We start from the raw sequence: 24,766 nt of genomic DNA, 5'->3' as shown, positions 1-24,766 counted from the left end.
CGCTTATTACAACTTTAATTAAAAGAATCAACAATGAATGTAAAATATTTATTGGTGACGGCATGTATGCTTGCCGGTCACCTGATCAGTGCACAGAACTTCAAAGGGCAGGTTTTGTACCAAGAAAACAACAATCCGGTTAATGAAGCACATATATTTGTAAATAATAAAGTGATAACCCACTCCGATACCAATGGATATTTCGAAGTATCGATTCCTGAAAAGGGTGCGAACCTAAAGATATCCTATTTAGGGTATCTGACCATTGAAAAATTCATTACCCCCCAGGATGGCTCGGTTTCCTTTACTTTGGAAGAAGCTCCTATACATATCCCAGGCGTAATGGTCAGCGGAAATTCAAGAATAGATCCTGTTTTTACGATAGAAACCAATGATTATGTAAAGAAGATCGTGCAACCTCGAAATGTTGCGGACTTGTTCAATGATATCAACGGTTTTTCACTCATCAAAAGGGGCAACTATGCTATTGACCCAAGTTTTAGGGCCTCACAATATGAACAATTGAACGTGCAGTTTGATGGTGGCACCAAAGCCATGCATGCCTGTCCCAACAGGATGGACCCCATTACGACGCACGTGATCCCCGAAGAAATCGAAAAAATTGAAATCATCAAAGGGCCTTATACAGTGCGTTATGGTGCTACTTTTGGTGGAATCGTGAATATGGTGACCCAAGTTCCGGATGCCAGTGAATATGGCTTGCATGGTAGCGTTCATGCGGGCTATGAAAGTAACGGTGGATCATTGGTGTCCATGGCCCGATTACAACAGGCTACCGAGAAATATGATATTACCGGTAATGTTGGTTTTAGGGATTTTGGCAACTATGAAGATGGTGATGGCACGGAAATACCCTCCTCGTTCAGGAGTTTGGATTATGGGGTTAAAGTAGGTCTGAATTTTACTCCAAACCAGCGCTTACAGGCCCATTGGAGACAATCTTTCGGGAGGGACGTGCTCCACGCAGGATTACCCATGGACACCGATTTGGATGATAGTAGTATTCTTTCTGTGGATTATAAACTTACTGGGCTAAGTGGTACGGTGAAGAATATCGATGCAAAACTATATTATAGTTATGTAGACCACATTATGAGCAATACGGATAGACCGAGTTTTATGATGACCGATGCCGTATCGGCGATCAATGCGACTACGGCAGGGGGTAAAATCGAATTAAAGCTAAAACCCAATGAAAAATTCACCCTCTTCACGGGATTGGATGCCTTGCATATAGCGCGGGATGGGAATCGCACACGACTTGTAAAACGCAATGCGATGGGACCCCTCCCTACTCCCGTTGAATTTATCGATAAGGTCTGGCAAGACTCCTACATAAATGACATGGGCCTTTTTGCCGAAGGCAAGTATAGTGTATCCGAAAACACAGTTTTGACCACAGGGTTTCGTTATGATCTGGTTACTTCGGAGATTAAGGACCCCGAGGCCGATTTTGGCGCTTTATACCCTGATCTGGATAAAAGGAACGAACACAATCTCAGTGGTACCGTTTCCTTGAAATATGCCCCAAGCTATCGATTTATCATGGAGCTTGCCTATGGAAGAGGTGTCCGTTCTGCCAATATGATCGAGCGCGTAATCAATCACTTTAACGTAGGCCAAGATGCATACGAGTATATCGGAAACCCCAATTTGGATGCCGAAATCAATAATCAATTCGAAATTGGTTTCTCTGGTAAACTTCCTTTATCGGACAATTCTACGGACCGCTTTACCTACACCAGCTCGTTCTACTACTCTTTTTATGAGAATTATATTGTTGCAGTGATTGACGAATCCCTAACCCGAAAATTCATGCCAACCAGTGAACCCGTGAATCCTAAGGTTTTTAGAAACCTGGATAAGGCCTATAAAACCGGATTCGAAGTTTCCGCTGGAGTGGATTTTTTGAACGACTTCAATTTTACAACGGAATTGGCCTATGTCTATGCCAAAAACAAAGATCTAAGTGAATCCTTGCCCCTTGTACCCCCTTTGACCACCAGTTTAAAACTAGGGTTTGAAAAGGAACGGTTTTGGGTAAATGCGATCTATAGGATTACCTCCGAACAGAATGATATTTCAACTTCCTTTGGGGAAACAACCACTCCAGGTTATGAAGTATTGGATCTTCGTTTGGGCGTAGTGCCCTTCAAAAACCTCACTTTAGGTATAGCGGCATTGAATGTTTTTGATGAGACGTATTATAACCATTTGAACTTCTCATTTAATAATCAGGCGGATTTTGGTAGAACACCAATCAATGATCCAGGAAGGAACTTATCGGCCTTTGTACAATACAAATTCTAGGAAACAACAACGGGGGCAAATGCCCCCGTTTTAAATTCTTGCCAACGAATTTTTGATTATTTTTTATTTATTGAATGTATACCCTATACCGACCATAACCATAGACGTTGTCATTTCGTAGGAAACCGATGATCCAGGAATGGCTCCATTCGGGTTACTCGGTGATATCATCATTGGATTTAATATTCTTCCTTCTGTTGCTCCATTACTATCTCCATAATGGTAAACAGCATCTAATTGCCAATTACTATTTACTTCATAACTTAATCCAAATTGATATGCATTTTTAATTACCGCCGTTGCTGGAATATTAAAAAATGTTATTTCTTCTGGAATAGGGTTTGAACTATAGGTATAACCAATACGCAATGGTAGTTTGTTTATACCCTTATATTGAAGTCCTGCGGATAGGATTGATATATTTTTCCAACCAAATCCGGCCACAGAAGCTGTTTGGGTCCATCCTGTTTTAGAAAAACCTTCTGTATTTTCATAATCGACTCTTCTAAAGTCCAAGGCTAAATCAACATCCCCTGTCGAATATCCAAAACCAACTGAGAAAATAGCTGGATAATCCATTTGGAAATTATTTTTGGCAGTACTATTATCCAAATAGGTGTTTTCAAATTCAAATTCCCCAAATTTTTGAGCTGTTTTATATGAGGCTCCTAGTTTTAATCCGAGTCCTGAATCATAGAATACTCCAAATTGAGCTCCAAAACCAATTGCTGAAGCTTTATCTGTGGTTGGATATCCTGCCATCGTTGGGTTTGCGGTGGGATTAGGTGCCAATTCCAATGCCGCATAATCTATATTTGGCTGAATCCCAATAGAAATTTTATCCGTTAATTCATACGCATACGCTAAACCTACTTGCAATAACATATAATCAGATTCAATATGACCAAATCCCATAGCCGCTTGTGGATAGTTAATGGGGTTTGAATTTTCCATCGGATTGAAACTTGCACTCAACGGGTTGTTCGCTTCTTCAGGAAATGTAACTCCAAAACCACTGATACCAAATGCTGAAGCACCAAAGGTATGTTTGCTTCCTTCTTTACCCCAAACCATAGCCAAGGCTGGCATTGGGGACAAACCTCTATCATCCGCTGTTGTACCACTAACTCCAGGAGCTCCAGGCCCTAACATTCCGGCGGGTAAGGAAGAAGACAATTCGGGTGAAGAAAAGAATAGACCGAGGTCAAACTTTAAGATTTTATCATCAAAAGTTGAAATAGCCGCTGGGTTCCATTGAAGTGCCCCCGATATATCTAAAGGTTGGCCTGTGGCCGCACCTCCCATTGACATGTTCACTGCCCCTACACCTTGCATAATATGTCCCGACTGGGCCAAAGCAGCGGTCGCAAAAATCAGAAACGATAAATTTAGAATTGTTTTTCTCATGATTATTTAGTTTTTGGAATTTCAAAAGCCCCTACTTTTTACGATTGATAGTATAAGCTTTTTACGTTATCTATTGAATATTTAAAAACACTTCAAAATTATTGTCCAAAATGCTAAAGATTTATGACATTTATCATAGTTAGTCTTTTGCAACCCTAATAACTCAGTTTGGACCCTCATTTATTGATGTTATCGTAAGGAACAAAAATATAAATAATTGTTTTTCAGGAGTATACATTAAAATTTCTTTTGTAACAAATGTTACAAAGAAGTTCGGCCATATGACAATTGTCATAAAATTCAGCTACTTTGGAGTGTAACTTTATACCCGAAAACAGATTTAGTTTTATTCCATATAAAATACAGTTAAATGAAAAATCTAGTCATTTTAGGAGCAGGAACATCAGGAACGATGATGGCCAATCACTTAAGGCCAAAACTTTACCATAACGAATGGGATATAACAATAGTTGATCAATATAAAACACATTATTATCAACCAGGGTTCCTCTTTCTTCCTTTTGATACCTATACGGAAGATCAAGTTAAAAAAGTCGGAAAGAACCTTATCCATAAGAAAGTCAACTATATTCAGAAAAAAATTGAGAAAATCATACCTGAAGAAAATAAAGTTGAATTGGTAGATGAAACTTTAGATTACGATGTCTTAATAATTGCAACTGGTTCAAAAATTGCCCCAGAAGAAACCGAAGGTTTGGTTGGGCCACTATGGAAAAAGGATATTTTCGATTTTTACACCTACGAAGGCGCTTTAGCTTTACGGGATAAATTACGGGATTGGGAAGGTGGAAAACTAGTTGTCCACATAACTGAAATGCCAATTAAATGTCCGGTAGCTCCATTGGAGTTCGCCTTTTTGGCCGATTCTTATTTTCGTAAAAAAGGCATGCGGGATAAGGTTGACATTACTTATGTCACCCCACTTACTGGAGCCTTTACAAAACCAACCTGCTCAACCGCTTTGGCCTATCTTTTAAAAGAGAAAGACATTCATCTGGAACCAGATTTTGCCATAATGGAGGTAGATAATGAAACAAAGGAAATTGTTGATTACGAAGATCGTAGAATCCCATTTGATCTTTTGGTAACCATACCCACTAACATGGGAGATGAAGTAATAGAAAGATCAGGTATGGGAGATGATCTGAATTTTATACCTACCGATCATAACACCCTGCAGTCATTAGCGCATAAAAATATTTTTGTAATTGGTGATGCTACTAATGTACCCGCTTCCAAAGCCGGCTCAGTGGCACATTTCCAAGCGGAAACATTAACAGATAATGTTCTTTTATATATTGATGGATATCCATTGAAAAAAGAATTTGACGGACATGCGAATTGTTTTATCGAAACTGGAAATAACAAAGCCTTATTAATTGATTTTAATTATGTTACAGAACCAGTACATGGAAAATTTCCTTTTGCAAAAATCGGTCCTTTAAGATTATTAAAGGAAAGTGTATTTAACCATTGGGGGAAATTGGCCTTTAGATGGGTTTATTGGAATATGCTGTTAAAAGGAATCGCAATTCCCTTTGTGTCTCGAAATATGAGTTTTAAAGGCAAGGTTTTTGATATAAAACCAGATACACAATAATTATTAACTTACAATTAAACAACTAAATATTATGTCAGTAAAAACTATAGCAGGAGTAGAAGTAAACGTTTCAGAAGATGGATATCTTGAAAATATGTCCCAATGGAACGAAGAAATTGCCCATGAAATCGCAAGTGAAATAGGAATAGAATTAACGCCAAAACACTTTGAGGTGCTTAATTATTTACGCGAAAAAACGGCTGCAAAAGAAGCATTAACTATACGAAAAGTAGGAAAATCAGGTATTGTGGATATTAAGGAATTATATAAATTGTTTCCAAAAGGGCCTTTAAAATTCTCGTCAAAAATAGCAGGAATCCCTAAGCCGACCAGTTGTATATAAGTCACTTTATTAGTACCTTTTAATAATTAAAAAATTAAAAATGGAAACAAAAGAGAAAGAAGTAAAAACAGTAATAAAAGAGAAAAAACCTTTAGAAAAGGTTTGTATTATATGTGCCAAGGGAAGTTTAGAGGATGTTTATGCCACCTTGGTTATGGCCAATGGAGCTGTAATGGAAGGTATAGAAACCAATGTATTCTTTACCTTTTTTGGATTGGACGGCATTACTAAAAAATCAATGAACCACCTGCATACTGCAACAACAGGTAATCCTGCAATGAGAATGCCCGGAGGTTTACCTTTCCCTACAATGCTTGGCGGATTGCCAGGAGTGGAAACCGCAGTTTCAGGTATGATGAGAAAACAAATGGAAGCGTTGGATATGCCTCCAGTTGATGAATTTCTGGAAATGATCACTGCAGGTGGTGGTACTATCTACGCCTGTAAATTGGCCGTTGATATGTTCAAACTTAAGAAAGAAGATTTGTCTGATGAAGTTGATAGTATAATTACCATTGGTGAATTTTATGAATTGTGTGATGGGGATAGAACACAAATTATTTTCACATAAACAACCTATTCCAACTATTTACGATTACCATAATTGAGCTAATCAAGAAGCAACACAATTTTTCTTTATATAAGTGTACTTCTTTAATTTAATAATCACTAAAAAATAGGGGCTTAGGCCCCTATTTTTTATCAAAAAAAATTCCATCATAAAACACTTTAATTGATTTATGGATTACTGATCCAAATCATAGTTCGGCATTACTTATTTAAGGAATTTAGAGCATATTACCAATCATAATTATGTAACTTTTTTATAGCCCAAAATAGATGACTGTAACATTTGTTACATATATTGAAATCAAAAAATGTTTATTTTAAAAAAAATGAATTTCAATCATTATAATGAAAAGACGAAATTTTGTTAAGCGAACGGCCTTAGGCACATTAAGTACCCTGATCGGGGCAGAGATAGTTTTTGGCGCTAAATTGCCGAATGGGTATCTACCCTTGGCCCTTCAAGATCCAGACCCTTTTAAAATGTTCAATAAGGATCGGGGCATGGAGGTTCTCAATGACAAACCTTGGAATATCGAGGCCAAAGCCCACTTATTGGATGATAAGGTCACCCCAAATTCATCGATGTTCATCCGTAATAATGGATTGATTCCTGAGAATATCGATATAAATACATGGACTTTGACCATTGACGGGGAGTCGGTGAAACAGCCAAAGACCTATACCTTGCCAGAATTGAAATCGAAATTTCAACAATACACCTATCAATTAACATTGGAATGTGGAGGCAATGGCAGAAGTGAGTTCGACCCTCCTGCCAAAGGAAACCAATGGACCATTGGGGCCGTCTCCTGTGCCGAATGGACGGGGGTTCGTCTGCGTGACGTACTTGACGATGTAGGGATCAAGGATGATGCCATTTATATCGGTTATCATGCCACCGATGTACATCTTAGCCGCGATCCCAAAAAAGAACCCATTTCACGTGGTGCCCCTATGCAAAAAGCGTTACAGGATGAAACCCTGATCGCCTTTCAAATGAACGGGAAGGATATTCCTTTGGCACATGGTTATCCACTTCGGCTTGTTGCAGGAGGATGGCCAGCCTCAGTTTCCGGAAAATGGGTAAACCGTATCAGTGTTCGCAATGTGGTTCATGATGGCACCAAAATGACCGGCGACGCTTATCGCGTACCCTGCAATCCTGTAGAACCAGGAGATAAAGTGAAAGATGAGGATATGTGTATCATAGAATCCATGCCCGTAAAGTCATTGATTACCTATCCCAAATCAGGAGCTACCATTGGCATGGGCAAATCCTTGAATATTAGGGGGCATGCATGGGCCGGTGATTTGGAAGTATCAAAATTGGAATATTCCATCGACTTTGGATCTACTTGGAAAGAATGTACCCTTGAAAAACCTGCGAATCGTTTGGCATGGCAACATTTTAATGCCAAGGTCGAATTTCCAAAAAAAGGGTATTACGAAGTCTGGGCAAAGGCAACCGATTCAAGAGGTATAAGCCAACCGATGTTGTTACCCGGTTGGAACCCAAAAGGATATTTGAACAATGCTTGCCATAGAATCGCTATAAAGGTCGTATAAATGGAAGATCATAAGAAATTCAAACTATTGGTAAAGGCCATATATCGCTTGCTTCTTAGCATCTTTGGATTATTTGCGATAACTGCCTTTACCCTGTTATTCCTCATGTTCAACCCTGACCTTTTTAAAAAATCGGAACCTAAGGTCGTTGAAGAAATAGCAGCGGTGACCGTTGCTCAAGAGGAAGATTTTGACAAAATAGAAAATGGCATTCATGTACGTACTGGGCTGGTCGATGCGGAAGGATTGATGACCGTGGTCAACAATTGCACCAATTGCCATTCGGCAAAATTAGTGACCCAGAATAGGATGAATAAAGAACGGTGGATATCAACGATACGATGGATGCAATCGACACAGAACTTGTGGGATTTAGGCCCCAATGAAGACGTAATCGTCAATTATTTGGTGACCAATTATCCTCCCACACAAAAAGGGAGACGCGAGATTTTAAAGGATATACAATGGTACACCTTGAAATAAAGACCAAGGCCACCCATTGTTTAACGTAGCTGGGCTTTTCGGGCCAAAAAATATAATGAGAAACAACAATGAATCCTGAACAGGATATGGTTATAAAATGAGTAACCTTATTTAAAATAGATAGTACAATAAAAAATAGTAATGATATGGAAAAATATGTAGATGCCTTTGTGAATTCCTTAATGGGTAGTATTGAGTGGACCTGGAAGTCCATCATCTTTGATGTGCCTTGGTATACCAATTATTTTTGGGGACTTACCCTTATTTCATTGATCGTCTGGGGATTGGAAATTACATTTCCATGGCGTAAGAACCAATCTATCTTCCGAAGGGATTTTTGGTTGGATGCCTTTTATATGTACTTCAACTTCTTCCTATTCGCCATTGCCATAAGCGGCTTTTATAAATTCTTGGGGTTACTCTTCAATGATATTGGAGTTTCATCAAAAAGCCTAACTTTAATAGATGTTACTAGCCTACCCATGTGGGGGCAATTACTACTTTTCTTTATTATTTTAGACTTTGTTCAATGGTTTACCCATGTACTACTACACAAATATCCTTTTTTATGGAAATTCCATAAAGTACACCATTCTGTAAAGGAAATGGGGTTTGCGGCCCATTTACGTTACCATTGGATGGAAAACATCATTTATAAACCCTTAAAAACCCTAGGGGTCATGGTCTTGGGTGGTTTTGAACCCGAGCAGGCCTATATCGTACATTTTGTGGCCATTTCTATTGGGCATTTAAACCATGCCAATATAAAGATCACTTGGGGTCCACTGAAATATATCTTTAATAACCCTGTAATGCATTTGTACCATCATGCCTATGCTCTGCCCAAGGGTTCATATGGTGTTAATTTCGGGATAAGTCTTAGTCTTTGGGATTATATTTTTAAAACGAATTATATTCCTGAGGATAGTGGCACGGTTGAATTAGGATTCCCTGGCGATGACACTTTCCCACAGGATTTCCTGCATCAAAATATCTATGGCTTTGTTAAGGAGAAAAAGAATTGATTCAATCCTACCGATTTGGGGTTTCCCATCTTAAAAAACAGGGCCACAATCGGTAGGGGTTTTAGGTACCTTACTTATATGTACCTTGATTGGGTCCTATACTTTTATGAACCCGGTAAGTTCATTCAATTGTAGGTATTAATCTCTTAAAGGTGCCCCTATGTAAAGGCACCCGAGAGAATATTACTTATCAAAAACAATGCTCCAGATACCCCTAACTTCATTAACCCCATACCCTAATGCCATGTCATTGGGATAAAGTGCCTTTAATGCATTTAAAGTTTCAGAGGTTACTTGCTCCTTGGGTGTACCATGGCATTGCAAACACATGGTATTGGTGGTAATGGGATAATAAAAATGTATTTGGCCATCGATGTCCTCGATGATCGGGTCTACATCAGGGCCCCTTTCGATCATCTGTTTGAAAGTTGTGATATACCCGAGTTCTTTGGCATCGGCCTTATTATCCGGGTTTCTTGGTTGGTCAGAAACCCGTTTTATTTTTGCGTTACTTGCTACCGCCATACTATCGGTTAGCGGCATAGCCTTAATGTTGCAAAATTCCATCGCACCAACAGTTCCCTTCTCTTGAATGGCCTTCATTAAATTCTTTCCTAACTGGGCTTTTGTAGCTAGGGCATATTTCAGGCCTATGGCCCCATAATCGGTTTCGGCACCGCTTTGTGCCATGCCATTACCCATGCCTCTACCCATACCCATACCTCTTCCCATACCTTGGCCTCTTCCCATACCTTGGCCTCTACCCATACCTTGACCCTGGCCATGTTCTTGCTGATAATGGGCTTCGAACCATTCGGGTTTTTCTATTTCATGGTCGTAGATATATTCTGCAATCAATTTGACCTCATCCTCGTCGAATGGTTGATAGGGCATAATACCAAATCTTTCGAGGGCTCCTGGCATCTTTGACCTTTCTGCTGCAGGGGCCTTGACCCAATTGACAAAATCTTTTTGAAACTGTTCTTTGGTGGTTGCTGCGCCAATATATTGCCGCTTTATAGCGATCATTGGGGGAGCGATCCTGCTGTCTTCTGGAATTTTGGGGCTATGGCATACATAGCACTCCGTTTCCATTATCTTCTTCCCTGGATGTTCCAAAGTGGCACCATAGGTTTCAGTGGTTTTATCCGCTACGGTCGCTGTTGTATTCTTACCATCTTTACACCCGGTGACAAGCCACAAAAAGGCTACTATATAGATCACTTTCATTTTTTGGCCATTTTTCCCGTGGCACAGCTCACGAAGGATTTCGCTTTAAAAGCGATCGTATTTTTACTATCTACTGGCGGATAACCCAAATCTTTCAATTTATCCTTTACCCTTAAGGCATCATTGGATTCTTCATAGGAGAAAGACACCGTTGACGTATTTGGAAAAACCTCGACCTCTGAGATTTTTTCCATTTCCGATAATTTATTTGTAATTGTTCTGGCACAACCGCCACATTTAAGATTCTGTACAATGATTGTTGCTTTCATTTTATTCAATTTTAATTCCTAAGACTGGGTATTCTTTTTATAGATGGGTTCATTAAACACCAAACAGGTATTACCAACGCATATACCCCCCACCGAGGTCATAAACCTTTTCAAAACCCAACTCCAGTATTTTGCGTGCCGCTTTTCTACTTCTACTTCCCGATCGGCAATACACGTATACAGGTTTATTCTTATTGAGTTTTTCAAAGGATTTCTCAAAGCTTCCCTTTTGAAACCAATCGATATTGATGGCTTTACCGATATGTCCGGCCCTATATTCCCCGGGAGTCCTGACATCTACTAGCTGGACCTTTTTATTTCTGATGGCCGCTTTAAAGGCATTGCTATCCAATACTTCGAACTTTTCTGGATCAAGGGGGCTTCCGCCAAATAATAAACTTAAAAATGACATATCTTCTTTTTGTTTTATGTTGTTATCCTTCAATTGCTATTGAAACTGGGGACGTCCCGTTCAAAAACCATGTTCCCTCAGTTAGAGACGAACTAAATTTTACCTCTCGCGTTTACAACAACGAGGTCGGACAGACATATTTTGATCGCTTCACATCGGTTTTCACAATGCCGTCCATTCCTTCATCCACATCCACAAAATCTTCCCAACCCCTTTGTTTTAACATGGAGGCGGCAATCATACTTCTATAACCGCCCTGGCAATACAAAATAAAGGGCGTATGCTTAGGAAACTCAGATAGATGGGCATTTAACTCATTTAGGGGAATATTGATAGCACCAATCACATGCTCCGAATCGAATTCACTTTTTTTGCGGATATCGAACACTAAAGTTTCGTCTATTTCAAAGTCGTTGGCAAATACTGTAGGTGTAATTCGAGCTACGGTTCCATACTCCTTTTTTGCCTGCTTCCAACTTTGAAATCCTCCTTTTAGGAAACCAATGGTGTGGTCATATCCAACCCGTGATAGGCGGATTATGGCCTCTTGTTCCCTATCAGGATACGTAATCAACAAAATTTCTTGTTTTATATCAGGAATCATTTCACCCACCCATTGGGCGAAATTGCCGTTTAAACCAATATTGATGCTATTTGGCACATGTCCCTTGGCAAAATCTTCAGGATCGCGGGTGTCGAGCATTAAAGCTTCGGTTTCATTAGCAGCCACTTCAAAAGCCTGAGGCGACAAGGGCTTGCTTCCTCTTTCCATAATGGTATCCAAACTTTCGTACCCCTGTATGTTCATAAGTACGTTTTTGGGGAAATAACCTGGTGGCTTTGTTAAGCCTGTGAGCAATTCCTTAATGAATTCCTCCTTGGTCATGTCTGCCCTCAGTGCGTAATTCACTGCTTTCTGGTGTCCTAGGGTGTCGGTGGTCTCCTTACTCATCATTTTACCACACGCTGAACCAGCACCGTGATTAGGATACACGATAAGATCATCGGGCAAGGGCATGATTTTGTTCCTCAACGAATCGTACAGATGGCTGGCCAATTTTTCCTGGGTAAGGTCGGCCACCACATGTTGGGCCAAATCGGGTCGTCCCACATCACCAATAAACAACGTATCCCCAGTGATAATTCCGTGTTTCTTCCCTTTCTCATCGATGAGCAAATAGGTAGTACTCTCCATCGTATGACCGGGTGTGTGCAGAACCTTTACCTGGTAATCCCCTATTTTAAAAACTTGGCCATCTTCAGCGACCAAGGCCTCATAACCTGGTTTGGCCGTGGGTCCAAAGACAATTTGTGCTCCGGTTTTTTTCCTTAGATCCAAATGACCACTTACAAAATCGGCATGAAAGTGGGTCTCAAAGACATACTTTATCTTAGCATGGTCTTTTTTCGCCCGTTCAATATAAGGCTGAACCTCACGTAGAGGGTCGAAGATAGCTGCCTCACCTTTGCTTTCGAGATAATAAGCGGCATGGGCTAAACATCCTGTATAGATCTGTTCTATTTTCATGTCCTTTTTAATGAATCTTTATAGGATAAAAGTATAATCGTTACTTGGCCTACAAAGTAACATTGGTTACAAAGTTCGTAACAACAGGATTGACACAAACTGATAAATATCAGCCTTTATGATTTATTGTAGGTATCCTATACTGAGGTTAGGTTGCTTGCCCTATATTTTCACCAATTTTATCTGATTTCTAGTGAGCTCGATCTGCCCGAGGTTTTCGAGTTTTTTAAGCAATCTGGAAATCACGACCCTAGAGGTATGCAATTCGTAGGCAATTTGTTGGTGGGTCGTACTGATCGTCTTATCCTTGGTCACCCTTGCTTTATCCTTCAAATATTTCAAAAGGCGATCATCCATCTTTAAAAATGCAATGCTATCAATGGTTTCTAGCATTTCATTCAATCTACTGTGGTAGCTCTGCAGCACAAAATTTCGCCAACTCGTATACTTGGCCAACCATTCTTCCATTTTCTGAATGGGAATCATGATCAATTTGGCGTTCGTTTCGGCAATGGCCCTAATCTCACTTTTGGTATGTCCCATGCAGCAGGTAAGTGTCATGGCACAGGTATCCCCATTTTCTAAAAAATACAATAACAATTCATCGCCTTCATCATCTTCACGAAGTACTTTGATAACGCCCGAAATCAATAAAGGCATGGACTTTACATAATCGCCGATTTCCATCAACTTATGCGCTTCATGTATTTCCCTATATGTGCCTGTTTGATTTATTTCATTGATCAGTTCCTCCTCAAAAATATGTCCGTAATTTTCCTGTAGTTCTTTGATCATACCAATTTTGTCGTTATTTCACAGCTGTACTTTCAGCTGGCTCAAAAATACTCTTCAAAATTTAATTTAGAAATGAATATGGGGAATTCTTTTTGAAATTCCCTTATTTTTAGACCCAACAATAATTTCAAAACCAACATCCCTTAAGTTTTGAAAGATAGGCATAGCTTTTGAAAATGGTCGACTATTCAGAATTAAAATTATCCCTTGAAAAAGCCGAGTCTTTGGTACTTGACCTCTATAATATTGCTGGAAAGGCGGTGGCATTGCCCGGTGAATTGGATTTCAACTTCAAAATCATCCCGAAGCAAGGGGCATGTTATATTCTAAAAGTTTCCAGACCGGACGAAAACTTGGCCTATCTTGATTTTCAACAAAAATTACTGCAGCATATTGAGGCCCAGCATACCGACATTGTTGCCCCGAAAGTAATCATCGATATGCACGGCAATGCGATTTCCAGCTATAGTGATGAATCGGGTAATCATCGTAACATAAGGTTGCTTACCTATATTCCCGGTAGGATTTGGAGTTCGGTCAACCCACAATTGGATGCCTTGCAGACAAGCCTAGGACAACAATGTGGCAAACTCAGTACGGCCCTTTTAGGATTTGGACATCCCTTGGCCTCCCGTGATTTTGAATGGGACATTGCACAAAGCTTATGGACGAAAGACCATGTAGATCGCTTTAAGGACAATAAAAGGGAAATCCTCACGTATTTTCAAAACGCGTTCGAACATAGTTTCACAGCATATTCCCAGCTTAGAAAATCGGTAGTTCACAATGATGCCAATGACAACAATGTGCTGGTCTCGGAAACCTTGTTATCCCCCAAAGTCATTGCGACCATTGATTATGGTGATGCCATCCATACCCAAATCATCAATGATGTCGCCATTGCCTGTGCCTATGGCATAATGCACCAGAATGATCCTTTACAATCGGCCCTACCCATTCTTAAAGGGTATCATCAAAGTTTTCCCTTGACCGAGGTAGAATTGAAGTACCTGTACGTTGCCATAGCCATGCGTTTGGTTATTTCGGTGACCAAATCGATGTTGAACAAGCTAAAGGAACCCGATAATGACTATCTGTTGATCAGTGAAAGACCAGCTTGGGAATTACTTGAAAAATGGCGGAAACTAAGCCCGCATTTTGCCGAGTATAGCTTTCGTAATAGCTGTGGATATACTGCCCATCCCAAGGAACATAAGTTCAAGGAATGGGCCGCAAAAAACAATGTTAGCCTTTCTGGATTGTTCCCTACAATGCGGACCAATGAAATCTACCCTTTGGATTTAAGTGTTTCGAGTACATGGATCGGGCATCAAAGCGAATTCAATGACCTCGATTTGTTTCAATTTAAGATCGGCCAACTTCAAAAAGCAAATCCATCAAAAATCATTGCGGGAGGATATTTGGAACCGAGACCGCTATATACGTCATCAGCCTATGATAAAATTGGGAATCATGGAAGGGAAAGCCGTACGGTGCACTTAGGTATTGATTATTGGCTCCCACATAATACGCCTGTACATGCCCTTTTTGATGGTGAGGTAATGATCGCGACCAATGATGCAGGTGAAAAGGAATATGGGGGATTGGTGGTTTTAAAACATACGTTCAACGACTTGGTTTTCTATACGCTGTATGGTCATTTATCGGTGGCCAGCGCCACGGCGCATGCTATCGGGGACAAATTAAAAGCCGGTGAACAAATCGGTGTATTAGGCAATTATCCGGAGAACGGGAATTGGGCGCCACACCTTCATTTTCAGATACTATTGTCTTTACTCGATTACACCAAAGATTTTCCCGGGGTTGCCTATCAAGCCCAAATAGAGGTCTGGAAAAGCATTTGCCCGGATCCAAATCTGCTATTCAGATCGAAGGTATTTAATTCTATTTCGAAGCCCGCGAACGATGAATTGATCGTATTTCGAAAGAAGCACCTCGGTAAGAGCATGAGCTTACAATATAAAGTCCCACTAAAAATGGTACGTGGTAACGGCCCCTATTTGATCGACCAATTCGGTCGACGCTATTTGGATACCGTGAACAATGTAGCCCATGTTGGCCACGAGCACCCTAGGGTGGTTATGGCCGGACAACAACAAATGGCCTTGTTGAATACCAATTCACGCTATTTGCATGAAAACATCAATGCATTGGCACAGGAATTATTGGAAACATTGCCGAAAGCATTGAGCGTATTGCATTTTGTCAATTCTGGCAGTGAGGCGAATGAATTGGCGATTCGTATGGCAAAGGCCGCTACGGGAGAACGGGATATTATCGCTTCGGAGGTGGGTTATCATGGCAACACCAACATGTGTATTGACATCAGTTCCTATAAGTTTGATGGCAAAGGTGGACAAGGTGCTCCTGAACATACACACATTTTTCCCTTACCTGATGCATTTCGCGGCAAATACCTGGGGAAAGATACGGGACTTTTATATGCTGGGGAAGTACAAAAACAAATTGAAAAAGTGCATAAAAAAGGGCGTGGTGTCGGAGCACTGATCGTGGAGCCCATTATCAGCTGTGGGGGGCAGATCGAACTTCCCAACGGATTTTTAAAACAGGCGTATCGGTATATTCGAAACGCAGGGGGTTTGTGCATTTCAGACGAGGTTCAGGTCGGTTGTGGTAGAATGGGCAAAACCTTTTGGGGTTTTCAATTGCACGATGTACTCCCCGATATCATTACCATAGGTAAGCCTTTGGGCAACGGGCATCCGTTGGCAGCCGTGGCATGTACCCAAGAGGTGGCCGAAAAATTTGCCAATGGCATGGAGTACTTCAATACCTTTGGGGGCAATCCTGTTTCGTGTGCCATTGGTACCGTAGTGCTACGGGTGGTCAAGGAAGAAGGCCTTCAAAATAATGCTTTGGAGGTGGGAGATTATCTTAAATCCGAATTGAACGGATTGGCCACTAAATTCCCGATACTGGGCGATATACGTGGGCAAGGCCTCTTTTTAGGAATTGAACTGGTAGATGCTGCTTTAAAACCCTTGGCGGCACAAACCGATTATCTGGCGAATCGAATGAAAGAGTATGGCATCTTAATGAGCACCGATGGCCCTGACCACAATGTCCTGAAAATAAAACCGCCTTTGGTTTTCACAAAAGAGAACGCAAAAGAAGTGTTATATTATCTAGAAAGGATTCTTGAAGAGGATTTTATGAAGCTCTGAAAAAAACATATGAAAAAAGTCCTGAGTCTCCTTGCGCTAATTTTGGTCGTGGTCAATTGCAAAAACAAACCATTCCCTGAGGTTGCCAAACAAGAAAACCATTATAACCATCAAATCTTCGAGAAAAACAAACTTCCCCCACGCGCCACGTATTTTGGACTTGAATCGTTTAAAAAAGAAAAGAAGGAAGATTCCAGACGATTTTCAAGCCTTAACGGCACATGGAAATTCCATTTTGTCAAAGACCCTAAAAAGAGACCTGCTACCTTTCAAAATATTGATTATGATGATGCTGATTGGGATCTTATCCCGGTTCCTGCCAATTGGGAGGTTGAAGGTTATGATTATCCCATCTATCTCGATGAACGCTATCCTTTTGACACCCAATGGCCCCAAGTACCGACCGATTATAACCCTGTGGGCACCTATCGTAAAGAAATCATCCTAGACGACGATTTTTTATCAGAGGAGGTCATCCTGCATTTTGCAGGAGCCAAATCGGCCTTCTATCTCTATGTAAACGGACACTATGTGGGCTATTCCCAAGGCAGTAAGACTCCGGCCGAGTTCAACATAAGTAGGTATCTAAAAACAGGCAAGAACCTGATTGCCCTGCAAATGTTCCGTTGGAGTGATGCCAGTTATCTTGAAAGTCAGGATATGTTGCGTATGAGCGGTATTGAACGTGATGTATACCTATACACCCAGCCCCAAGTACATATTTCGGATTACGAGGCGTACACCAATTTGGACGATTCCTATACCCATGGTATTTTCAAAGGAACCATTTACGTAAACAACCCGACAGATGATGTCATTACCCGTACGATCACGTTGGAACTTTTGGACGGGGAGAGATCCATTTTTACCGCTGAACAAACCGTAGAATTGTCAAAGGATACAGTCTACCCCGTGGTTTTCGAAAACCATTTAAAAAAAGTGAAACAATGGTCGGCGGAAAAACCGAATTTATATGGACTTCAAATTTCGTTGGAAGACAAGCATAACCCCAAAAACAATCAATATCTAAAACAGAACATCGGATTCAAAAGGGTCGAGATTAAAGATAGCCAAGTACTTATCAATGGAAAGGCCGTTTACATCAAGGGTGTTAACAGACATGAAACCGATCCCTTTACCGGACATGTGGTATCTAAGGAATCCATGCTGAATGATATCAGGTTAATGAAGCAGAACAACATCAATGCCGTCCGAAGCTCACACTACCCCAATGACCCCTATTGGTTGGAACTTTGTGACACCTATGGTCTTTATGTCGTTGATGAAGCGAATATTGAAAGTCACCCCTTGGCGATTGATGAAAAAACCCAGATCGGCAATGAGATGAGTTGGTATCAAGCACATTTATCACGTACCCAACGAATGTACTATCGGGATCGCAACCATCCCAGCATCTATTCATGGTCTTTGGGTAATGAAGCCGGAGAAGGTAAAATCTTCGAATCGACCTATCAATGGTTAAAAGGAATGGACAATAACAGAATAGTTCAATATGAACCTGCTGGCAAAGAAGCCTATACCGACCTATATTGCCCGATGTATCCCAAACCGGAAGCCCTTGTTGCACATGGAAAATCAGATTCCGAAAAACCTTCCATTATGATAGAGTATGCCCATGCCATGGGAAATTCTGTGGGAAACCTACAGGATTATTGGGATATCCTCGAAAAATACCCCAAACTGCAAGGTGGCTTTATATGGGATTGGGTAGACCAAAGTTTGGAATATAAGAATGAGGACGGATTGCCGTACCTGGCCTACGGACAGGATTTTCATCCTGATCTGCCTACCGATGGCAACTTCCTCAACAATGGTCTTGTGGATCCATATCGCAATGCACATCCGCACTTATCCGAAGTAAAAAAAGTATATGAGCCCGTTCAGTTCCAATATGTTTTGAATGGCGTGATCATCGTGGAAAACAAAAATTTCTTCACCAATCTCACTGATAAGGAAATTAAGATTGCCGTATTGAGGAATGGCATTTCCTACATACAACAAACAGACTCCGATTTATATGTACGCCCACAACAGTCTGTATTCGAATATTTTGACAAAATTCCGACCACCTACGAACCAGGGTATGAATATATTTTGGAAGTAAGCTTGCTACAAAAGGTGGCTACCGACCTGATTCCTAAAGGACACGAAGTGGCCTGGGACCAATTCATTCTCAATACAGACGTTCAAAAAATAGCCGAACCCATACAAGAAGGTGACCCGTTGCAAATAAAAATAGGGGCCGCGGGCATTGAAATTCAAAATGACACTGTTCGTCTAGAACTACATGCCAAAAGCGGGGAAATTATGGCATGGACATATAAAGGGGGCTTAATAACCGACCAGCCCATTCGCCCCAATTTTTGGCGACCCCCAACGGATAATGATTTGGGCAATGGCATGGATAAATGGGCCAGGATATGGCAGCAAGCCACCTACCAATACCAAGCTTCCTTAGTTGGCAAACCTAGGCTTTCAGGGGACAAGGTTACCTATAAAGTGGCCTATGTTACTCCGGGTGGAGAGGCAAATGTAGCAGTGGTCTACACCGTGCATCCAAACGGGCAATTATCGCTGGATTACGAATTTCAAGCCACTAGGGATTCCCTACCGAATATCCCCCGATTGGGCATGTACCTCACCCTAAACGATAATTTCAAGGAAGTTACATGGTATGGCAAGGGTCCTCAGGAGAGTTATTGGGACAGAAAAACCGGGGCTAAGACCGGCTTGTATCATGGTATGATCAAGGATCAATTCCACCGATATGCCAGACCACAGGAAACAGGAAATAAAACCGATGTACGATGGATGGAAGTTTCGTCAAACGAAATGGTGCTCACCGCCTCATCCGATCAACTTTTCAATGCCAGTGTATGGCCCTTTGCCATGACCGAAATCGATTTCAATAGTGAAGAGGCAAGTTTGTCAGCTTCTGGGTTGGTGCCCGTTACCAAAAAACATGGTGCCGAAATAAAACTTGGCAAAACGGTACAATGGAATATTGACATGCAACAAATGGGCGTAGGTGGCGATACTTCCTGGGGAAGACTTGTTCATGATGAATATACCATTCCACCTAAACAGTACAGGTATACCTTCGACATTGTGCCCGCTCTTCGCACTCAGTAAGGCCCTTTCGAATCATTGAACCAATCATTGACCAAGCTTTGTGCATTTTGATTCCCATCTTTATGATCAAATTCATTTTTGGACAAATTAAGTATATAATCCTTTCCCCATTCTTTATGATTTTTGGCTACTTGGGCAATAGCATCGCAAATAAAATCAATTTCGGCATTGGTCATCGTGGGGTGTATTGACATTCGCACCCATCCTGGTCTTTCCACCAAAGAACCTTCCAGTATCTTTTGTTCTATCTCTTTCGAAGTCAACTGGTCGACATGCAATAAATAATGTCCATAGGTACCGGCACATGAGCACCCCCCTCGGGTTTGAATCCCAAAGCGATCATTCAATAAGCTAACGATCAGATTAAAATGGGCGTCTTGAATATAGAATGAGAAAACGCCCAACCTATGCGTATGGGTACTCGCGAGTATATGCAGCTTTTCTATTTTGGTAAGTCGTTCAAAAATACGCTGGTTCATTTCCAGCTCCCGTCTTTGTATATTATCAACCCCCATCTGTTCTTTGAGCTGTATAGCCAAAGCGGTTCGAATAGCCTGCATAAAACCAGGGGTGCCACCGTCCTCCCGCGTTTCTATATCATCGATATAATCATGATCACCCCAAGGATTGGTGTAGGTAACGGTACCGCCACCGGGATTGTCTGGAATTAGGTTTTTGTATAATTTCTTATTAAAAATAAGGACCCCACTGGCTCCTGGCCCGCCCAAGAACTTATGGGGCGAAAAGAAGATGGCATCCAAATATTCTTCCTCATTTTCAGGATGCATATCAATATTCACATAGGGTGCTGAACACGCAAAATCAACAAAACACAAGCCATTATTGGCATGGATTATTTTTGCAATTCTATGATAATCGGTTTGAATACCCGTGACATTCGAGCAAGCCGTGATAGAAGCGATCTTTATCGGATGCTCTTGATACTTCCTCAATAGTTTCCCGAAACTTTCAAAACAGATCAATCCATGCGCATCAAAGGGAATAACCTCAACATGGGCAATGGTTTCCAACCAGGAGGTTTGGTTGGAGTGATGTTCCATATGGGATATAAAGACAATGGGGCGTAACCCTTCCGGTATCTCGGTATGTTTTCGTAGGTTTTCCGATACCTTAAGCCCCAGAATACGCTGAAATTTATTCACAGCACCCGTCATTCCCGTGCCTACGGTAATTAGCACATCATCGCTATTGGCGTTAACATGCTCTTTTATCGTTTTTCGGGCGCGATGGTAGCCCATGGTCATGACCGAACCTGTAAAGGAGGTTTCGGTATGGGTGTTGGCCACAAAAGGACCTATGATGCCCGTCAGTTTTTCCTCTATGGGACCATATAACCTTCCACTGGCCGTCCAATCCGCATAGAGTATTCTTTTTTGTCCATAGGGGGAGGTATATGTTTGGTCCTGACCGACAATATGCTTTGCAAACTGCTGGAAGTAGTCTTCCAATCCTGTATCCTTTAGCTTTGATTTTGTCACTTCCATACTACAAATTTAAGGTCTTTATATGAAAGCCCATAATGGGCATGGAACAAAATGGGCACTACCCAGCGACATAATCCATATGACTCTTAAAGGTATCTTGAAACACATAATACTTTGATTATTGCTTGAAATGTAAAACCAAAAATAACCAACCCCTTTTCAAACATTAAAAAATTTGAATCCACACCTACCTTATCCCGCAAAGAGGTGGTTTCAATAACGAACCTTTACTATAAAAAACATGATTTCAGTAGGCCGATTTCGGCTAAAATCCATCCTTCAATTTTAGGTCCAAAATCATTATGTAACAAATGTTACATAATAAAAGCGATGATTGCCATACATTGATTGAACCAAATAAACAGATAAAACATGAAAAAAGATTTTGAAACAAAAGTTATAGGGTGGGCATTTATCATTGCAGCCATCCTTTTATGGGGAGGATGGTTTTTTTCCCCACATCATTTAGGCGAGTACTTGGTTGCCTCTGATTTCGAGGCGGTCAACCAAAATTTATGGACCTGGATCTGGTTATACCGCATACATATTTTTGGATGGGTAATCATGGGGATTGCCATGTTCGCATTAACATCGATCGCAACAAAGAAACCCTATCGTGTTCTAATTTATCCTGGAACGGGAATGGTCATCGTCGGCACTTTTACCTTGGCCATCGCCGCAGCTTTTTACTATACGTTCGGCGCTTGGGGCGTTGGAAAAACGGTAGGTAAATCCCCTGAGGAAGTACAGGGGATTATGGATGGATTACAGTTTATCAACCATTATGTCACTTGTTTTGTGCGGTTTGGTCGCGTATTTTCAGGGGTCGGCCTGGTTATCTTGGGGGCAGCTTTTGTAAAATGGAACATTGTAAGCAAAGCACTTGGCTGGCTCACCATTGTTATGGGTATCGTAACTATGGGAATCATAATGGGAATCCCTGATCATTTTGAAATATATCAACCCATGTTCCACGTTAAAGTGGTTTGGCTTGTATTAATGGGCTCGACGTTGTTGACCAAAGGCATTAATCTACCTGATGTTGAGGATAAGGCATAGTGTATGCCATTATTATAGAAACGTAAAGTCCCGAGTAATATTCGGGACTTTTTCATTTTAAGTGGTATAGGAATCGCTCGGTTCTAAACAAATAATAAAACCACGGTCAAAACGATGCCCCCTACGGTAAAATAGAGTCCTTTTTTAAAGACCGAAGTAGTAGGCTTGAACATCCAGAACGCCGAAACAGCAAAGAACAATAAGGCAACCCCAAAGAAAATCCCTAACCAAAAAAGGGGATGGCCCGAATGCATCTTATGAATCTTGTTCATATTCTCGAGCAGAACGGGGAGCTGTTTTACGGTATAGTCGGCAACGCCTGTTTTCTTATTGTAGGTACCTCCCTGAAAATATAGTATACCTCCTTCTTCCTTATCGACATTAAAACGGCCCATTCCCAATGCCTTACCCAAGTTCTCAGCACTGATATCGATCTCCAGGGTTTTGTTGACCTGTATTTCGTTCTTTAAGTAATCGGTATTTCTAAAGGTCAATACAATGCCACTGATGGCATAGACAATCATGATGCCGGCTAAAAAAAAGCCCAAATACCTATGAACGACCCTAAATAATTTTTCAGATTTTCTTCCCATTATTGTTTGTTTGATTTCCTGCCTAAATTAAAAGAATAGAAAAACAGCCCTTAACTTTATCGATATCCCGCTGTATCGATATTCATCAATACCCTTAAGACTTCTTAAAATTTAAAAGGTTTAACCAACAACGATATTTTCATGGTGAAGATTAACGTGTACGCTGACAACCATGAACGCAAAAGATACCACTCCCTTAAAAAAATAAGGATATAACCCTACTACATACAATGGTTAGCCTTGGGGACATAGTACATCAATGAATAAGTTCTTAAACTCACAAACGTCCTCGCATTATGAATACCGACCTTTCCGATGCTAGAAAAATAGTACCCTACCGCCTTCCTATAAGCCTTGGAAAAAGGTATTGTATCAATGAATCAGCCTATTCTTAACCTTATATCATTTATTGGGTTCTTCCCCATTTTTCTTTGGAAAAGCCAAGCTATCAGCAGGATAGGTTTGCTTTAAATAGTCCATTTGATCTTTCGCCCAATCCACGATCATTTTTCGTTGTGCTTCAGTAAGCTTCGCCTCAGCATGCAACCCAAAATAGGTATAGGAGGGCAATGGCATTTCCATTTCCTCGACCATTTCCACCGTTTCCTCCAACTTATGGTTTTGTACAAAAAGTGGCAATTTGGTGAATTCAGAAAAATTAAGATGTTTCTTTCCATCTACCACATGGTCATTAAGCCACCATGCAACCGGTTGCACATTGGCATACCAAGGATATTCCGTTTTATTCGAATGGCAATCATTACAAGAAACCTGCAACAAATGGTTGACATCACCCGGCACCTCGTACTTGGTAGAAATATCGTACATAAGATCATTCGATTCATTTTTTTCGGGGTGGATGAACTGTATGATGATAAGTACAATTCCTAATCCGATCAAGATTTTTTTCAACATGATATAATTGATTTGTTAAACGTTATTTTTTTTATTAAATATTAAAATTAAGGATTCCGGTTGGTTCGTGCCTACTTATAATTCTTTACACGTTCATCAGAGATAACTCCTTTCCAGTTCAATCCATACGCAAAATCATAACTGTTCCCGTCGGAATCAACATAAACAGTCATATCCCTAGGAACATCCTCAAATTGGGTCTCCACAGTCTTCATATCTGCAGGCATCTGAAATGGCAACAAGGCTGAAGGTTCTGCCTTTCCTGAAATAAGTTCCATCAAAGCTTGGTCTTGCACGCCCATATGAATCAAAATTGCACTTGCCCCCTTTTCAATTTCCGAAAAAACCATGGGTTTGGAAACATGAACAACAACGATTACGGGTTTATTTCCCATTTTAGCTTTCGTTTCATTGACCAAAGCCATATCCGTCGTATTGTTGGTCTTTACCGTTTTTCCTTTGTAGGAACGATTGATGAAATCCTCTAATGGACTACCCCCGGCCAAGCTGGTTTCCCGAGCATCAGTAGCCGTGTAGGCCTTATATTGAAGACTAATCGGCACATAGCCATTGCCCCCTTTATCAAAATCAGACCTATCATAACCCACTCCCCCATTCGGACTATTTATGCCGACCAAGGCAAAATCGGCATCCTGAGAGTTCTCGACTACCTCATAATACTTTGAAACAACCTCTAAATTAAATGGGGATTCCGATCTTCCAGGAGTAACTATGCCCCACCAATTGGTACTGGG

General features: G+C 40.8%; 20 protein-coding genes. 10 read left to right on the top strand and 10 right to left on the bottom strand.

Going from position 1 to position 24,766, the window contains the following annotated elements; translation table 11 throughout:
* Window positions 1-33 precede the first annotated feature (33 nt).
* Window positions 34-2,331 carry a TonB-dependent receptor domain-containing protein gene (locus WBM98_RS12110; RefSeq protein WP_424366284.1) on the top strand — a complete coding sequence of 766 codons (2,298 nt, stop codon included), beginning with the start codon at window positions 34-36 and terminating at the stop codon, window positions 2,329-2,331.
* Between the two features lie 63 nt (window positions 2,332-2,394).
* On the opposite strand, the gene WBM98_RS12105 is transcribed toward WBM98_RS12110, so the two are convergent.
* The gene (locus tag WBM98_RS12105) at window positions 2,395-3,642 is read right to left on the bottom strand and encodes an OmpP1/FadL family transporter (RefSeq protein ID WP_424366283.1); all 1,248 of its coding nucleotides are present in this window, start codon (window positions 3,640-3,642) and stop codon (window positions 2,395-2,397) included.
* Between the two features lie 466 nt (window positions 3,643-4,108).
* Here WBM98_RS12105 and sqr point away from each other — a divergent pair, with 466 nt between their 5' ends.
* From sqr to WBM98_RS12075, 6 genes are all read left to right on the top strand, one after another.
* Window positions 4,109-5,359, top strand: a complete 1,251-nt coding sequence (gene sqr / locus WBM98_RS12100) for a type III sulfide quinone reductase, selenoprotein subtype (protein ID WP_424366282.1) — start codon at window positions 4,109-4,111, stop codon at window positions 5,357-5,359.
* Between the two features lie 31 nt (window positions 5,360-5,390).
* Window positions 5,391-5,702, top strand: coding sequence for a TusE/DsrC/DsvC family sulfur relay protein (locus tag WBM98_RS12095; protein WP_424366281.1), 312 nt, complete (start codon window positions 5,391-5,393; stop codon window positions 5,700-5,702).
* A gap of 40 nt (window positions 5,703-5,742) precedes the next feature.
* Complete coding sequence (locus tag WBM98_RS12090) at window positions 5,743-6,273, top strand: DsrE/DsrF/DrsH-like family protein (protein ID WP_424366280.1); 531 nt, start codon at window positions 5,743-5,745, stop codon at window positions 6,271-6,273.
* A gap of 344 nt (window positions 6,274-6,617) precedes the next feature.
* Window positions 6,618-7,838, top strand: coding sequence for a sulfite oxidase (locus WBM98_RS12085; RefSeq protein WP_424366279.1), 1,221 nt, complete (start codon window positions 6,618-6,620; stop codon window positions 7,836-7,838).
* The gene (locus tag WBM98_RS12080) at window positions 7,839-8,321 is read left to right on the top strand and encodes a monoheme cytochrome C (RefSeq protein WP_424366278.1); all 483 of its coding nucleotides are present in this window, start codon (window positions 7,839-7,841) and stop codon (window positions 8,319-8,321) included.
* Window positions 8,322-8,467: 146 nt separating this feature from the next.
* Complete coding sequence (locus WBM98_RS12075) at window positions 8,468-9,346, top strand: sterol desaturase family protein (RefSeq protein WP_424366277.1); 879 nt, start codon at window positions 8,468-8,470, stop codon at window positions 9,344-9,346.
* Window positions 9,347-9,529: 183 nt separating this feature from the next.
* On the opposite strand, the gene WBM98_RS12070 is transcribed toward WBM98_RS12075, so the two are convergent.
* From WBM98_RS12070 to WBM98_RS12050, 5 genes are all read right to left on the bottom strand, one after another.
* Complete coding sequence (locus tag WBM98_RS12070; protein ID WP_424366276.1) at window positions 9,530-10,576, bottom strand: c-type heme family protein; 1,047 nt, start codon at window positions 10,574-10,576, stop codon at window positions 9,530-9,532.
* Complete coding sequence (locus WBM98_RS12065; protein WP_424366275.1) at window positions 10,573-10,845, bottom strand: heavy-metal-associated domain-containing protein; 273 nt, start codon at window positions 10,843-10,845, stop codon at window positions 10,573-10,575. The genes WBM98_RS12070 and WBM98_RS12065 overlap by 4 nt, the downstream gene beginning before the upstream one ends.
* A 70-nt stretch (window positions 10,846-10,915) precedes the next feature.
* Window positions 10,916-11,257 (bottom strand): rhodanese-like domain-containing protein, encoded by a 342-nt coding sequence (locus WBM98_RS12060; protein ID WP_424366274.1) that lies wholly within the window; start codon window positions 11,255-11,257, stop codon window positions 10,916-10,918.
* A gap of 112 nt (window positions 11,258-11,369) precedes the next feature.
* On the bottom strand, window positions 11,370-12,785 hold the full coding sequence (locus WBM98_RS12055; protein WP_424366273.1) for an MBL fold metallo-hydrolase: 1,416 nt from the start codon (window positions 12,783-12,785) through the stop codon (window positions 11,370-11,372).
* Window positions 12,786-12,947: 162 nt separating this feature from the next.
* Window positions 12,948-13,580, bottom strand: a complete 633-nt coding sequence (locus WBM98_RS12050) for a Crp/Fnr family transcriptional regulator (RefSeq protein WP_424366272.1) — start codon at window positions 13,578-13,580, stop codon at window positions 12,948-12,950.
* Between the two features lie 176 nt (window positions 13,581-13,756).
* On the opposite strand from WBM98_RS12050, the gene WBM98_RS12045 reads away from it, so the two are divergent.
* Both WBM98_RS12045 and WBM98_RS12040 read left to right on the top strand, forming a co-directional pair.
* Complete coding sequence (locus WBM98_RS12045) at window positions 13,757-16,786, top strand: aminotransferase class III-fold pyridoxal phosphate-dependent enzyme (protein ID WP_424366271.1); 3,030 nt, start codon at window positions 13,757-13,759, stop codon at window positions 16,784-16,786.
* A gap of 9 nt (window positions 16,787-16,795) precedes the next feature.
* Complete coding sequence (locus tag WBM98_RS12040) at window positions 16,796-19,939, top strand: glycoside hydrolase family 2 TIM barrel-domain containing protein (RefSeq protein ID WP_424366270.1); 3,144 nt, start codon at window positions 16,796-16,798, stop codon at window positions 19,937-19,939.
* Here the strand turns inward: WBM98_RS12040 and WBM98_RS12035 are convergent.
* A complete protein-coding gene (locus WBM98_RS12035) occupies window positions 19,933-21,444 on the bottom strand; it encodes an aminotransferase class V-fold PLP-dependent enzyme (RefSeq protein ID WP_424366269.1) in 1,512 nt (503 codons plus the stop codon). The two genes, WBM98_RS12040 and WBM98_RS12035, sit on opposite strands and share 7 nt — an antisense overlap.
* 372 nt (window positions 21,445-21,816) lie before the next feature.
* On the opposite strand from WBM98_RS12035, the gene WBM98_RS12030 reads away from it, so the two are divergent.
* Complete coding sequence (locus tag WBM98_RS12030; protein WP_424366268.1) at window positions 21,817-22,503, top strand: hypothetical protein; 687 nt, start codon at window positions 21,817-21,819, stop codon at window positions 22,501-22,503.
* A gap of 83 nt (window positions 22,504-22,586) precedes the next feature.
* Here WBM98_RS12030 and WBM98_RS12025 read toward each other — a convergent pair whose 3' ends face one another.
* The 3 genes from WBM98_RS12025 to WBM98_RS12015 all read right to left on the bottom strand — a co-directional run.
* Window positions 22,587-23,096, bottom strand: coding sequence for a hypothetical protein (locus WBM98_RS12025; RefSeq protein ID WP_424366267.1), 510 nt, complete (start codon window positions 23,094-23,096; stop codon window positions 22,587-22,589).
* A 402-nt stretch (window positions 23,097-23,498) separates the two neighbouring features.
* Entirely contained in the window at window positions 23,499-24,011 is a 513-nt protein-coding gene (locus tag WBM98_RS12020) for a heme-binding domain-containing protein (protein WP_424366266.1), read from the bottom strand.
* Window positions 24,012-24,082: 71 nt separating this feature from the next.
* On the bottom strand, window positions 24,083-24,766 hold a 684-nt coding region (locus WBM98_RS12015), incomplete at its 5' end, for a glycoside hydrolase family 3 C-terminal domain-containing protein (RefSeq protein WP_424366265.1).

This window comes from Maribacter sp., assembly GCF_049667165.1.
Taxonomy (GTDB): domain Bacteria; phylum Bacteroidota; class Bacteroidia; order Flavobacteriales; family Flavobacteriaceae; genus Maribacter_A.
The sequence above is the reverse complement of the archived record's forward strand: the minus strand, read 5'-3'. Positions and strand labels throughout refer to the sequence as shown.